Raw genomic sequence first — 14,329 nt, forward strand, 5'->3', positions numbered from 1 at the left:
AGAATACTTTAATTAGATTTTTCCTTTAGCGCTAAATAGCGCCACACAGCCTTTTACTTCTATTTGATACTCTTTGAACTTGCTTTCGAGGTAAGTTTCGAGGTCTTCCTGGCAATCCTCGGTATTGGAAAAAATTCCCTTTTTATTGTAGATGGCCATTAATTTCTTTGCTGCAGTGTTCCTGGGTACACCTTTTGATAAAATCGTGGAACCAAATACAACTCCGGATTCAGAAAGTAGTGCACTAACGTGGTCTAAGGCTGATAGTTTTTCTGGCAGTTTTCCTGGGAGACAATGGAATAAATAGTTCAGAGAAATGGAATCAAATTTTTCAGTGACTAAGTCAATTTTATCCAGCACATTACAGCGAAACTGAAGTGGGCTGTACCGTGCAACTCTAGCAGCAGAAACATCCAGACTATTTTGGTTCAAATCCATCAATCCCAGCCGTACATCACCGGAGGGGAAGGTGCACTTATCGAGGAAATATCCTGTTCCAACACCGACATCCAAGTGGTTTGACGTTATGTGCTGGTTGAAGTGCTTGAGAATGCCTGGAGTGGGACATTGCCAAATAAAGCGGTTGGATAGCCCTAGAACCCAAAGATCGTACAGCCAGAGTACGGGTTTGGAGTAAACGGCTTGTCCCTGCTCAACTTCTTTTGTAACGGCCATGTACATCTCCTGCAAGTCTGACTGGAAGTTAACTATTGGTCTAATTTTGAACACTATAGTAGCACTTTTTCAGCATAAAGCTGAAGTTGATACCCGTGTCGTGAGTAGTGGTTCTAACTGTCAGGCTTTTGGTTAGCGGTATAAAGCAGCTCTTCACCATGAAAGCTAAACTCTTGCAGGTATAAACGAATGTGCCTTTTTTGTGAGAGAGTTTGGTATATACAGACTTTAATTGAATAATGCCTAAATAGTTTTTGGTTCCATTTAAGGTGGTTAGGCAAGTGAAGAACCGAATAAATAGTTACAATGAGTATGAACTAGAAAAATAAAGCTGCCTGGCCTTCCATTGTAAATAGAGTTGAGAAGAGCAGCCCTATATCCAGCTGCCCTTAAGCTATTAAGCTTGAGTGGTTAAATACTTAAGAATATCTACAACCTGGTCCGGTGTTTGCGCCCAGGCTTGAGCAGCACCATCAACTTCTTTTAATGCATGTACCAGTGATTCATCATGTAGAGTGATATAGGATTTACCAAGCGCTGCGCAGTATCCAGCATCGAACGCTGCATTCCATTGTTTATATTTTTCACCAAAGCGGATAACAGCCAGGTCACAATTTTCTATGTGGTGTTTAATCCGTATCGCGTTGACCTTGGCAGACTTATGATCTCGCCAGAAGGAGTTATCTTCCACGCCAAGGCCATCGCCAGCTGCATCACTGGCATCGTGATTGGTCACCGCAGAGGAGAAAGAGATTTCCAGTCCCTGCTTATTGCAGCCTTCGATTATCTGGGTTCTCCAGTCAGAGTGGATTTCTCCAGAGAGATATACTTTCAGTTTCATAGTTTAGTTACCTGATAGTGGTAAACAATAGAGTTTGATGCTTAGGAAATGATTTTACAATATGATTTTGACTTGAAAGGAGGGGACTACTGATTGAGTCAAATAGGATGTATCAATGCGTCATTAGCGCTGAAGTATAAGACCAAAATCCCTTTTGGCTCTTACTTATTGGTGGTTAAGGTAGCCTTATGGCTTAAACACTACATTTTCTGGTACTTTTCCAGACGGCAGTCTTGTAGAGTGCAATTGAGAGAGGAGCCACTTTCCTTGCACTTTCTTTAGAATAGCGCTTTCGAGCCAGTAAACATCCTGGCTCTTGTTCTTTGCAGCAAAATTGGCCTTATTCCAATAGTTGATTGTGACTAGATCTGGCCTCTCATCAAAGTCAATAATGCTAAAGTAATTGGTTCTAACAGTATCTGACGGCTTTGCCACCTTAATTAGATCTTCAATCGTCCATACTTCACCATGTTCGAGCAAGAGAAAAGACTCAGTTACGGTGCCTCTCATACGCTCATGGTCTACATCTGATAGGTAATTTAGAAGGTTCTCGATAGTTTTGAATGCTTCAGGCTTCTCTTGCGCCTGTGCGTTACCGATTGTCAAAACAAACAACATCAATGTAAAAACAATTTTTTGCATAAGTTATTTTCCTGGTTCTTAGAAGTTAATTTTTAGTAACGGGAGTGTTGATTTTACAATATTTGCTCCATCAAGTGCCTAAATTCCTTAAGGTGAGCGAAGCTATATATGTAAGGCGGGTTCCGATCGGAGCAGGCTCTTGCTGATGCTGTCTATTTTTTCAGCAAAAAAATTGTTTGTTGGGATCTCAGAGCCCCACTGTACAGCATACCAGAGTAAGCTTAGATATTTGTACACTCTGCGCCAATGGTATAGGCGTTGCCAATGTTCTCGGGCCGGATTACGCCTAAGATACAGCTCGAGTAGGGATTGTTGCTGAATTCTGCTGAGCTGATGTTCCTCTATGATCACGGCGAGGTCATAGAAGCGATCGCCCATAGCCGCGTACTCCCAATCAATGGCATAAAGCCGCCTGGCCTTTCCAGCGATGAGGTTTCCAGTGCTTAGATCATTATGGCAAAGAGAGAACCCATCACCTAGCTGTTCCGCGGCAGCAATATGGGAAGGGATTTTTTGGTGAAGCTGTACTAGAGTCGGGTAGAAATCTGCTTGTTTATCAATCGAGCTCCAATATTGGTCAGCTTTATAGGATATATCCAAATGGGCATCAATTTCGGGGAGGCTGTGGATTCCATCAAGTAAATTGGCAACCTGTTCCAGAGCATCGGCATCATTTTTATTCCAAGGTCGCCCTTCAATAAAGCGGGTAACTTGGTATTGATATGCTGGGTCACTGTAGACTAAAGGAGCGCATAGCCCGGCGCTACTTGCTCTTACAAGGACGTTGGTTTCTGTTTGTCGGTTTAAATCTAGAGCACCACTGTATTGTGAATTGATACGTAGAATTAATAGCTCTTGGTTTGTCTTGAGTAGAAATGTTTGGTTCGTTTGCCCTCCTGTGAGCTGTCTGACCACAGTGGGTCTGGATTGGCTCCATAGGGGCCAGTCCTGGGGCAGCATATCATCTAGGGGGTTACTCATGACTATGGGGCGCTCGTTTCAAGACCAGTTAAATAAGAGTGGCTGCCCTATCAGTTACTGCTTCGCTCGCAGATATTTCAGACTGCCTTTCCTTTCTATAAATGGCATGCCACTGGAAAAAGCCGATGATTACTAATATTACATAAAGTGAAAACAAGGCAGCCGTGGGGTATAGGCCTCTGTCCAGGTAAAGGTAAATTGAGGCACCATCAACCACAATCCAGTAAATCCAGTTCTCTAAGACTTTTCGAGTGACCATATAAGTTGTAACTATGGCCCCTAAAGTAGTAAAAGAGTCCAGGTAGGGCAGGGCGGCATTGGTTGTATTCTCCAGAATATAGCCAAGCAACAAGGTGAGCCCGCTGACGCTTGTCAGTACAAGAAGGTGGGTTTTAAGTGGCCAACGATGAATTTTGAGATCTTGTTGTTTATCTCGATGACTACGCCATTGCCACCAACCAAAAACAGCCATTACCAGGTAAAATACCTGCAGGGCCGATTCCATCAGCAGGCTGACGTCCCAAAATAAAAAAAGGTAAATGGCTGTGCTGGCAAAAGCGGCGTACCAACAGCTGATCTTCTCACGCATTGCAAGCAGCAGGTAGGATAGGGCCAATACAACTGCAGCAATTTCCCAGGTGGACATCGCGTTGATAGAAGCTGAAATATCGCTAGTGAAATCTAGATCAAGCATCTGATGCCGCCGGTGAAAGATCCCCGTCTATAAATTTGCAAACAAAGATGGCGCGGCCAAACTGCTCATAGGCTCTGCGCAATTCTAACTTGAGTACATCTATTAGCAAATCGTAGTCCCCAAAAACCTGAGTACTCATAGTATTGGTAATTACCTTGAGTTCTGGATATTTATTGAGTCGATCAATAAATGCTTGGATGCCGGGGATATACTCATCCTTTAGTGGGTACATACTGATTTCTACTGAGAGCCTCACAACGCCTCCTATTGAAAGCAAAAGTTGGGGTGGTATAGACCACCCCCCAATGATACAACTATTAGAAAGTATAAGTACCGCTTATACCGGCGATACGGGGCTCGCCAAATTGATAATAGGCTTCTGGCGCATAGCCATTGGCAGGGTTGTTACCATATTGGTTGCTAAAATAGAAACCCCTGGTGTAATAGTCTTCATCAGTTAAGTTTCTGCCCCATAAGGACAGATCCCAATTATCACCCTGGTATGTCAGTCGGGCGTTGACTAATTCATAGGCATTAGATTTTTCATTGTGGCTATTGGAGAAGTAGAACTCGTCCTTTCCTTCCAGCTCTAAGCGCAGAACTAAGTTGGGCAGGAGAGAAATTTCGCTGCCAGTGAAAAATTGATAGCTTGGCGCATGGGCTACGTCTCGACCATCCAGGTTTACAGGTGCTCCCTGGGAGTCATCTCTTGCGTCGACATGAGAGCCGGTTATAAAGTTTTCAAACTCCGCATTTAGCCAGCCTGCAGAGGCAAAGATGCGCAGAGAATCTGTAGCAAAGTAGTTAAACTCTACTTCCAGCCCGGAAGTTTTACCTCCCGCGGCATTGGCCAGGTAGTCGTGAAAGGAAACTTCATCTTCATTAAATATGAAGACGGATTGTTTTGCCTGGATATCATTGCGATCCTGGTAGAAAGCAGCCAACTGGGCATGCAAGCGGTTGTCGAACCAATTGCCTTTAATACCTATTTCGTGGTTAAGCATATGCTCAGTATCAAAATCGAAGAAATTAGGGCTAATTTCTACATTTCTCACTGATTCAGAGATGATTACACCATTGATACCGCCGGCCTTGTATCCTCGGGATACCGTCGCATACGCCATAGTATTTTCGGAGTAGTGATACTCCAGAGTGATATTGCCACCCCAGAGGTCCTCGCTGATATCCCTGGCAGTGAACAGGGAATCTGTGTAATCAGCACTTCGCTTCTCCAGGCGGAGCCCTGTCACCAGGTTTAAGCTGGCGGTCAATTCAGTATTAAGTTGGGCATAAATCGCTGTATTTCTTGTGTCAAATTCACTGGAAAAGTATTCAACATCAGCCCCAAACTCCTCATTAGAGGTTTTGGTGCGTAATAAATCCTCACGTTCTATACGCTCATATATACCTACAACCCAGCTACTACGGCCAGAAAAGAGTTTGGATACATCAGTAGAAAGCAAGCGCAAGTCTAGGCTGATGTTATCTTTGTCGCGCTGGTAATTGTCTTTTTGGCTGTATTCCCATGGGTGAAAGCCTTGATAACTCCAGTCTTCGTCGTAACCGTATTCTGTGTCTGAATCTGCGAGGCTCAGCGTGGCATCCAAATGGAATAGCTCACTCCCTGACCACTGTGCGGCTAGGGCTCCGGCCCAGGTTTCCTGTCGATCCGAGCCTGGTTCGTCAGACAGTGTTTCACGGGTGTTGTATAAGGAGAAGGCATCATAGCCGTTGTCAACATTCACATAGAGCAGAGAGAGGCCAAAATTTAGGTTGTCACTAGGCGTGTAGGCCAGCTTACTTCTTAGCACTGATTCATCAATATTGTTGGTATTATCACTGCCCAGGAATGCATTCTCTGTATAGCCATCGGATTTTTGCCTATTGGCAGCGATTCGATAACCAAGTTGATCGGCTAATGGGCCGCTGGAAATTACAGAAATATTGCGTCCATTGTATTCACTTACCTCGGCAGATACTTTTGCCATGGGTTCAGTGGTAGGAGCGGCGCTGGTCATATTGATCAGACCCGCCAGGGCGTTGGCACCATACGCAGTGCCTTGGGGCCCGCGAAGAATCTCTACTTGATCGATATCCAGGGTGCTGGCAGCGAGCCCGAGGCCGGTGAAGTCAATACCATCGATAACCAGGCCAACAGAGGGGTTCACAGGGTCTATAAATTGGCTGCGCTCGCCAATACCGCGAATTTGGATGAAGCGGCCCCGTGATGCACCGGAAGAGAAATTTACATTTGGTGCCATATTCAGGATCTGATCCAGATTGCTCGCACCCCGGGCCTTGATTGTATCGGCATTAACCACTGTCGCGCTGGTAGCCAAGTCCAACAGGTTGGTATTGCGTAATTGGGCAGTGACTACGACCTCTTCAATCCCTGCTTCCCTCGATTCAGCAACTGCCAGCCCCGCAGACAAGCTGGCTACAATGCTAACAGACCAGGCAATGGGGTGGGCTTTGAACAGATTCTTCATGGTTCTCTCTCGAATCAACACAAGTGAAAGAGACCCGGAGCGCGACGTGAGGAGGCGTTTGGTGAGGTTACCTATCCCTACGCCGGTATTAACCGGATCAGGTTCAAGGGTTTGCCCGGAAGAATCAAAAGTCTTCTGGGCATCTCAGGCCAAGGCCACCCCTTAGGTTCGCGGGCGCGATGATAGCAGAAGTTGAGGGAGGAAAGGGGTCTAAGTGTAATATTCAAGATGTCAAAATCTATATCTAATGTGTCACCCCTTCCGTATGCTAATCACAGTATATAATCCTTTCCTCAACTCCATGACGTGAAGGAGCTTAAGAAGGAGAGATCTGCAAGTAAAGGTACTATATACATTCTGTATCTAGTAACCTAAGTAGGTGCCTCCCACTTGTCCTGCAAAGTGCGGAATAAACATGGCGTCAAAGCCATGCCAGTCACCGTATTTACTTTGTAGCTCAGGGTAAACTATATCAAAAATGGCTCGTAATTTTTTCCCTTGATCAGGTTCATAATTAATTTTAGACATCTCACGTTCTACGGTTTTACGAAAATCTACCATCATATTTCTATAGTGAATTAAATCTCTTCTATCTCCTTCGTTAAAGTGGCTGGGAATATAAATTTTTGCATTTAATTCAATCAGGCGATCGAGGGCCCGTATGTAACCGGGGTAATACCAGTCGGGCAGACCAAAAGGGGGAAATGCGTTCACGAACATCATATCTGGAGCAAATACGATGTCTTCACTTTCAATATAAAATCCATACAATGTTGTTGAGTGGGATTCAGGCATATATAGGAAGTGGACAGTTTGATCTCCAAATTTTAAAGATTTATCACCATCTATTGGACTAGTTACAGGTAGGATTTTATTTAATGGGTGCTCCCAATCTTGGATTAGATGGTTAATATTATTATGTCCGACGACAATTTTGGGGCTTAGATGTGCTCCACCACGGATGTGATCCAAGTGATTATGGGAGTAGACTAACCAGCGCACTGGGTGTCCAGGAAATTGTTTTTGTAGCTCATTAGAAAGTGATTTGCTGAAATTTTCATTAAAGCAATCAAAAACCGCCAATCCGTCATTCGTCTTCAGGATCACTGCCCGGTTCATTCCCAGACGAAAACTATAAACTCGATCACTATGTTGAACAAATTTTGAAGGTAATTCTGTAAAAGGTTCAAAATAGTCGACCGGAATCGCCTGTTTCATCATGGCTTTTCGAATCTCGGATTCACAGGCGCTGACTATGAGGGCACTAAATATTAAGAGTGCTATATTTATTAAACCTTTCTGTCTGACTTTTTCCCTTTGTCTAAAGCATCTTCTGGCTGGCTTTGAGTAATTTCTTTGGTGAGGCATAGTGACTCTCCTGACAAGTTACTTTGTAATATTAATAAATAAGAGGTCTGAAAGAGTACTTAAAAAGGGGTTTCTTCTATTTTTTTTAGAAAGCCAAGTTCTACAAATGGCCTCATATAACTTTGTGGTTTTCTCCCGACTTGATCGTTGAGCATGCTTTTCATACCCTGCTTAAAATCCAGTCTGGGATACTCATTAATTACTTCAGACAAGGTTTTGGGATGAATATCACTCAACCATAACCCGGCAATGTCCAGCCCTGCGGCAAAATGTAGTAGGGCAATCTCCGGGTCTTTTTTGTGCGCAATTCCAACAGAGTTGTGATGAGCGATCATCTCATGTACTAAATCAGCCTTCTCGGTAGAGATGTTATGACCAATACAAAAGGATCTTGCTGCTTGAGCTCCGTCTAGCTCAAAAGTACCACCGACATCATAGGCTGGGGTTAGTCCTATATCATGCATGATGGCACCAAGAAAGTAGACTTCTTGATCTATCACTGTCTTTACTTTGTGACTCATTGCTAAGCCGAATGCATAGCTTCTAAGGCTGTGGTTGAGGAGGAAGTCGGGGCTGCATTGAGCCACCATATCCAACGCTTTTTTACAGCTCATCGAGTCAGGAATTTGATAGACCTCTTTAGCAACATACTGAATGTGCTCCCTCTTCAGGTAGCGAATAGTGCGTGTGTAAGTTGCACTTGCACTGGATGTAACAAAGCGGCAGGCCAGACAAGGCAAAGGTGGCGGTATTTTATTCGTTGTAAGTTCCATAATATCATTTATTTTGTACCGTTTCGAACAATAAAATATGATAGGCTTTTTACGGTGTCAACAATTATGTTCGGAGTAGTACAAAAATGAAAAAGAGAAGAGGCCGTCCACCTAAATATGATGCCACTGAGGCCCTGGAGGGCGCTCTCCAGGTATTTTGGCGCAAGGGCCTCACAGCTACTTCTTTAGATGATCTGGCTGAGTCGATGAAGATGAACAGGCCAAGTATTTACGCCGCTTTTGGTGACAAAGTATCCATTTACCGTAAAGCTTTTGCGCAGTTTGCGAATCAGCTAGGTAAAGAACTTGAAGCAATATTGAATGATGGTGCTCCTTTACAGGATGCTATGCTGCGATTCTATGGGCAGGCGTTGGAAACTTATCTGCTAAAAGGCGAATCGCTGGGTTGTTTTGCTACTTGCACTGCACCAGTGGAATCATTGGCTCATCCAGATGTTCAAGATGACTTGAAAATTTTGATTGCAAGAATTGATAGCCAACTGGAAAGACGACTCCTGCGCGCACAGGAGGATGGGGACTGGCCTATAGATCGAGACGTTCAACCGACAGCTAAATTGCTACATGCTGCCTTGCAAAGCTTGGCTATACGAGCAAGAGGTGGCGAGGCCCGAGAAACTCTGGTCGATTTTTACTACGCTACAGTCAAGATGCTGTGTTGATCCTAATGGGAATCACAATCAACATGTATAAATGCTCCTTATCTGGATTGTGCTTTAAGCACGGCATATGTAAGGAGTATGTTCGATTTTTATTGGGCTTTCTATCTAAGGCAAAGATAAGATTGTTGTTTGCTATAGCATAAATTTTTAATCACTATCATGGAGCTATCAGCTACTTCAGTAGCTCGATATTTCGCCTTGCGAGAAACCTAAATTGTATATATTCGAGAATAAGGAATACAAGATGGCAGGCTGTAAGTATGTGAAACTTCTCACATGAAAGAATAAATACCCAAAAAAGCATCCACGTGTAATATTTGATAAGCCTCATAGGTTAATACCTGTATCATGAGGGTTGATGAATTGCTGTTCGTGAGTATTTTGCTTCAAAAGAAGGAGGTTAAAGGAAAGGTTTAGGATATTTTTATTTTTGGCAGTGAAAAATTGTAAGCTTTGAAATTGCCGTGTAGGTCATGGACGTGTGATTTTTAGCTTTGGTCGGCAATTTACCTCTTGATTATTAAAAGCAAGAATTAGGCTAAAATTTCATCACTTAGTAATTGCGCGAGCTGTAAGAAGACGATTTCTTTCCTGCACCACTTTCCCATTCTATGTTCAATGACTGCTGGCGAGTGATTATCGGCACGCAATTAATCTGTGAGTCATGTAAGTGGCTGTTGTTTACAGATGGCCAAATGGCTTGAGAAAATGGCAGGGTGGTTTCCCAGGCTTGTTTGCCGAATTGCTATGTTTGGCGGGGTTACTACTTGATGTATTCGAAGTTGTAAACGAATTATCTCGGTTCGCTCTCGAAACTCTTCCTAATTTATCAAGGTATCACAGCAAACAAGAGTGAGTATTTCGATTATGGTTATAACAATCCGAATGCTTGGAGAGCTGGCAGTTTATCGCGATGGGGTACCGATAAGCCTTCCCCCCTCAAAAAGAACTCGTGCACTCTTGGCATTTTTAGTACTGGCAGCTCGGCCTCATCGCCGCGATCGTTTATGTGAGATATTCTGGGAGTTGCCAGATGACCCAAGGGCATCTCTAAGGTGGTCTTTGAGCAAGATTCGCCCAATTGTCAATGATTCTTGTGGGGAGCGCCTGATAGCAGATCGAGAGAGGGTCCGACTAGAGGGGGAAGATGTCCACATTGATATAAAGTCGATAGCGCTAAAGCTAGGCGATCCTGATCTTTCGGTAGAAGAGCTTCTATCTATAGATACTGCTCTTAAAGAGCCATTTCTGGACGGAATTGATTTACCGGATCAAGAATTATTCCAGCAATGGTTACTCGCGGAGCGAGAGGAAATAGGGCGATTGCGGGGTAAGGTGCTCTCCCGTTTGTCATCTCATCCTGATACATCACTTCCAGATCAACTCAAGTGGGTGCGCAGCTGGGAAGCTTTGGAGCCCTATAATACCCGCGCTGCGGCTCAGTTGTTAGTTAAACTGGAGGCACTAGGTTTTACCAAAGAAGTGGCTAATGTTCGGCCAAAATTTTTGGAGAGATTTAGAAAGGCTGGGATTGCATGGTCTCCCCAGGTTTTATCATTGGGAGAGGCTAAAGATACCAATATTGATAATCAGTATCTTGAGCGTAAGCTTCTTACACAGCAAAAAGTTGGGTTCTGCAGTGCTTCGGATGGCGTTCGTATTGCCTATGCAGCTGTTGGGGGTGGTTCTCCCATTGTTAAGGCGGCTAATTGGTTAAGTCACCTTGAGTATGACTGGGATTCGCCAATTTGGAGCCCTTTGTTCCGAGAGCTTTCCTCGGATCATCAATTCATTCGCTACGATGAGCGTGGTAATGGACTCTCAGATTGGGATGTTAACAATATCTCTTTTGAATCTTTTGTGACCGACTTAGAGACTGTCGTAGATGCATGTGGTGTCGATAAATTTACTTTGCTCGGCATATCACAGGGAGCAGCTGTATCTATTGAATATGCAGTGAGGCACCCTGAAAGAGTAAAAAGTCTTATTCTTTTTGGCGGTTATGCAGCAGGCTGGCGGACAGGGGCTACTGATGCCGTAATTAAAGAGCGAGAAGCTATAATAACCCTCACTGAGACTGGCTGGGGGCAAGATAATCCTGCATATAGACAAATTTTTTCTTCGACATTTATGCCGAGTGCAAATGCAAGTGAGCTAGCCTGGTTTAACGAATTTCAACGCTTAACCACCTCTCCTGAAAATGCCGCGCGGTTCCTCTCTGTATTTGGGGATATTGACGTTCGTAATCAGCTTAAAAAAGTAAGTGTTCCTACATTGGTCATTCATTCGATAGGGGATCAACGTATCCCGGTAAAGGTGGGTTTTGATATCGCATCAAGTATTCCGAATTGTAGATTTATTGGTTTGGATAGTGATGGCCATTTATTACTTGGGCGTGAGCCTGCTTCAAAAATATTTGTAGAAGAAGTGCGGAAGTTTATTGGCAACTTTTATTGATATAAGCTAAAGCAAGACAGTATCTTTAAGAACCTTCAAATTATACAGGCAGGCCATACTTAATAGCGGCATATTGAGTAAATCATTTTTAATTTGTCAACTCTTTTCCAAATGTACTATGACAAGCAAAGCTTTGCCTCACTGTAAGTGATTGGAGCAGAGTTTTTGCTATTAAGTAAATTTTTTACAAAAGATAAACGGCCAGCTCTTGAGCGCTAAGATATCGGATTCCTGCTTGTGGATACTTGCGAATAAGATCTAAGGCAGCTGAGCGCGCAGAAGCCTCATCAGAGAATTTTTCTGGTAACTTTATGTTTGCAACTCGGTTTCCTGATTTGCAGCGAGTAACAATGATATATTGACCTCCCCATTTGCCCCAAAGTACTTCATCAGGATCTTCCTTGGGGGGAGGTGGAGGGGGAGTTTGTTCCTGTTCTTTAAAGGTTAATCCAGCTTCTGATTCCCAAATCATTTCAGCTAATTGGTTTAACTTCTGAGTGTAATCGTTGGTAGACATCATGCCCCTTGAGAATGATAAAGCGTATGCTGCATCAAGAAAAACTGCACAAGCTGGGAGTAAAAGGGCTCCCTAAGTAACGCAATTATAGCGTTTCGATGGAAGATATCTAGCCCTTAAAGCACTAATTGAAGTTTGGATAGGGGTTTACATTAATTAACAAATCGCTTTTGATGACTGGAGCTGTTCCAGCCTAAGGTAGTCATAGCCCTATTATTGTGATAATTAGTCTATGAAAGGATAGTGAATACTTGTGAATTTTCAGTCAGCTTGCATTATTTCTAATAAGCGGGCCAGAGCTATAAGAGCTATATAAACCTTTGATTGGTTAGGGGCGAGTCTAGAGCTGTTAAATGAGCGGTGGAGCTATTTTACTTCGATGGTCATTTATGAGGCATATACTTCAAAATTTGTTATCTAAGGTCGATATTATTGACTATAGGAAAAGGGTGGTTGGTAAAACTTATGACACTTGAAATTATATACTTATAGCGATAATTCCGGGTAAATTTACATTGCGGAAATCCAGACTTTATAAAGCACTCTTGAGGTGAGGTTGCCACTTTGAATGAAACTGGCTAGATCACTATCAAATTCAACGGTGGTTCAAACGGTGGTTCAAACGATATAGAGGTTCACTGGAGCTCGTTAACCACGTTGTCAAAGTCAATATCTATGCGGTTCACAGCCATATTCTCTCATATATTCGGAATATAAGTATGAGATTTGTGCCAAAACAGGGAGCTGATTCCTGAAGATGCATTGGGGTCGCTTTGCAGAATATTGTAACCGCGCGACTGGTGACGAATTATTGATAGAGATTCTAGTGATTTAATAGTGTGTAGAGAGGGACATGGATATTCCAATCGGTAAGGAGCAGAATAGATTTGTTAATAGAGAGGTAGTAGTTGAATGCCGGCACTGTGGAAGCCTGTTTGAGCTAAAGATGCTGTCAGTTCCATATGGGGAATCTATTGGACTCAATTTTTCGTCACCTTTGAACTTGATTATGGTGGCGGCTGGTACTGCATTAGTTAAAGGTAATCAATCAAGCTTTGAGCTAACAGTGGGGCAGACGTGGCTGGCGAGCTCCAATAGTGACTTTCGTTTGAGTAGCGATTTAAGGGGACACAGTATTATTGTAATATGCGTAGGCATTAGAGCTGCAATGATTACTAGATTCTACCAAAGATACGATAATACACTACTCCACAAAAGGAACGGGATAAATATAGACAGCTCAACACTTCCTGAAGATAAGGCGCCTATTGTTCTTCCTGGCTGTGAATTGACTCGGTTAACACTAGACTCCTTCAGACTGTTTAGCCTGTTAGGTGACGACGGTTTAAATACTCTTAAACTGGAAGAGCTACTGTTGCTTAAATTAAATAGTGATCACGGGCCAATACTTGCTGCGGAACTTCTGAATCATATAAACCCTTTACAAGAAAACTTTAGACGATTTATGGAGGAAAACTTCACAAAAAACTGGTCTGTTGCTACCTTTGCAAAGCACATTGGTATGAGTTTAACTTCATTTAAGAATATGTTCGGGCAAGTATTTAGAGAGTCATCACCTAAGTCTTGGATTAATGAACGGCGACTCCGCTATGCGGATGCTCAATTAAGGACCACCCGTAAACGACTTATTGATATTGCCCTTGACAGTGGCTTTTCCAGTCAGTCCTATTTTACACAACTGTATAAGTTAAAATATGGTGTTTCACCACTAGGGGCGAGACAGCAGTGCGGTTAAATCTCATAACGAATGAGCATTATGGTGAGATCTTTAATTGATTGCAGCTTCTTTAATGCCGAATTAGGTACTTGCTTCCTGTTGATTACTTGAGTTGAAGTAAGGTCCTTTTTGCTGATCATTAGAATGTTAGCACTTATTGAGCTTGTCTATGTGCCCCATTGAATATATGTCAAGTAAACAGATCATGAGCTTGATGGAAAGGAATACCTCCTGTAGGGCTCAAGTGCGAGTATTAAGTACTCGTAGGCGCCATTCGATCTTGGTGCCAATAGTGCCGGTAGTCGAGTATTGGCTCGAGGTTAAGTCTCATCTATCACAGGGAAGCCTGAGTGGAGTGGGACGATTCTGTTTTTACTTGCTATTTTTTTGCGATAGTTACTTAAAGTGACTCGCTTAAGCGTAGTGGTCTTGCCAGATGTTATACCTCTGGCATCTATCTTTGAATCCTTTCCA

At 43.2% G+C, this 14,329-nt stretch carries 13 protein-coding genes and 1 riboswitch; of the genes, 3 read left to right on the forward strand and 10 right to left on the reverse strand.

Annotated features, from left to right (window positions below; all coding sequences use genetic code 11):
* Positions 1-12: 12 nt before the first annotated feature.
* The 9 genes from ACJJI7_RS15960 to ACJJI7_RS16000 all read right to left on the reverse strand — a co-directional run bounded on the left by ACJJI7_RS15960 (position 13) and on the right by ACJJI7_RS16000 (position 8,463).
* Entirely contained in the window at positions 13-675 is a 663-nt protein-coding gene (locus ACJJI7_RS15960) for a class I SAM-dependent methyltransferase (protein ID WP_282950834.1), read from the reverse strand.
* A 397-nt stretch (positions 676-1,072) separates the two neighbouring features.
* Complete coding sequence (locus ACJJI7_RS15965; RefSeq protein WP_020415087.1) at positions 1,073-1,516, reverse strand: YtoQ family protein; 444 nt, start codon at positions 1,514-1,516, stop codon at positions 1,073-1,075.
* Positions 1,517-1,702: 186 nt separating this feature from the next.
* The gene (locus ACJJI7_RS15970; RefSeq protein WP_282950833.1) at positions 1,703-2,158 is read right to left on the reverse strand and encodes a nuclear transport factor 2 family protein; all 456 of its coding nucleotides are present in this window, start codon (positions 2,156-2,158) and stop codon (positions 1,703-1,705) included.
* 102 nt (positions 2,159-2,260) lie between these two features.
* Entirely contained in the window at positions 2,261-3,139 is an 879-nt protein-coding gene (locus tag ACJJI7_RS15975) for a choline kinase family protein (RefSeq protein WP_282950832.1), read from the reverse strand.
* A gap of 28 nt (positions 3,140-3,167) precedes the next feature.
* On the reverse strand, positions 3,168-3,833 hold the full coding sequence (gene pnuC, locus ACJJI7_RS15980; RefSeq protein ID WP_282950831.1) for a nicotinamide riboside transporter PnuC: 666 nt from the start codon (positions 3,831-3,833) through the stop codon (positions 3,168-3,170).
* Positions 3,826-4,089 carry a hypothetical protein gene (locus tag ACJJI7_RS15985; RefSeq protein WP_282950830.1) on the reverse strand — a complete coding sequence of 88 codons (264 nt, stop codon included), beginning with the start codon at positions 4,087-4,089 and terminating at the stop codon, positions 3,826-3,828. Before ACJJI7_RS15985 ends, pnuC begins: the two co-directional genes overlap by 8 nt.
* A 61-nt stretch (positions 4,090-4,150) precedes the next feature.
* Positions 4,151-6,322, reverse strand: coding sequence for a TonB-dependent receptor (locus ACJJI7_RS15990; RefSeq protein WP_282950829.1), 2,172 nt, complete (start codon positions 6,320-6,322; stop codon positions 4,151-4,153).
* 57 nt (positions 6,323-6,379) lie between these two features.
* Positions 6,380-6,495: riboswitch (TPP riboswitch) on the reverse strand.
* Between the two features lie 190 nt (positions 6,496-6,685).
* Positions 6,686-7,690, reverse strand: coding sequence for an MBL fold metallo-hydrolase (locus ACJJI7_RS15995; protein WP_282950828.1), 1,005 nt, complete (start codon positions 7,688-7,690; stop codon positions 6,686-6,688).
* Between the two features lie 59 nt (positions 7,691-7,749).
* Positions 7,750-8,463 carry an HD domain-containing protein gene (locus ACJJI7_RS16000; protein ID WP_282950827.1) on the reverse strand — a complete coding sequence of 238 codons (714 nt, stop codon included), beginning with the start codon at positions 8,461-8,463 and terminating at the stop codon, positions 7,750-7,752.
* A gap of 86 nt (positions 8,464-8,549) precedes the next feature.
* On the opposite strand from ACJJI7_RS16000, the gene ACJJI7_RS16005 reads away from it, so the two are divergent.
* On the forward strand, positions 8,550-9,143 hold the full coding sequence (locus ACJJI7_RS16005) for a TetR/AcrR family transcriptional regulator (RefSeq protein WP_282950826.1): 594 nt from the start codon (positions 8,550-8,552) through the stop codon (positions 9,141-9,143).
* A gap of 1,062 nt (positions 9,144-10,205) precedes the next feature.
* Positions 10,206-11,600 (forward strand): alpha/beta hydrolase, encoded by a 1,395-nt coding sequence (locus ACJJI7_RS16010; RefSeq protein ID WP_444901747.1) that lies wholly within the window; start codon positions 10,206-10,208, stop codon positions 11,598-11,600.
* A gap of 184 nt (positions 11,601-11,784) precedes the next feature.
* Here ACJJI7_RS16010 and ACJJI7_RS16015 read toward each other — a convergent pair whose 3' ends face one another.
* Positions 11,785-12,117, reverse strand: coding sequence for a hypothetical protein (locus ACJJI7_RS16015; RefSeq protein WP_020415097.1), 333 nt, complete (start codon positions 12,115-12,117; stop codon positions 11,785-11,787).
* A gap of 853 nt (positions 12,118-12,970) precedes the next feature.
* On the opposite strand from ACJJI7_RS16015, the gene ACJJI7_RS16020 reads away from it, so the two are divergent.
* Positions 12,971-13,873: a helix-turn-helix transcriptional regulator gene (locus ACJJI7_RS16020; protein ID WP_444901746.1), complete on the forward strand. Its 903-nt coding sequence runs from the start codon at positions 12,971-12,973 to the stop codon at positions 13,871-13,873.
* The last annotated feature ends 456 nt before the right edge of the window (positions 13,874-14,329 follow it).

Source organism: Microbulbifer variabilis (genome assembly GCF_056232115.1).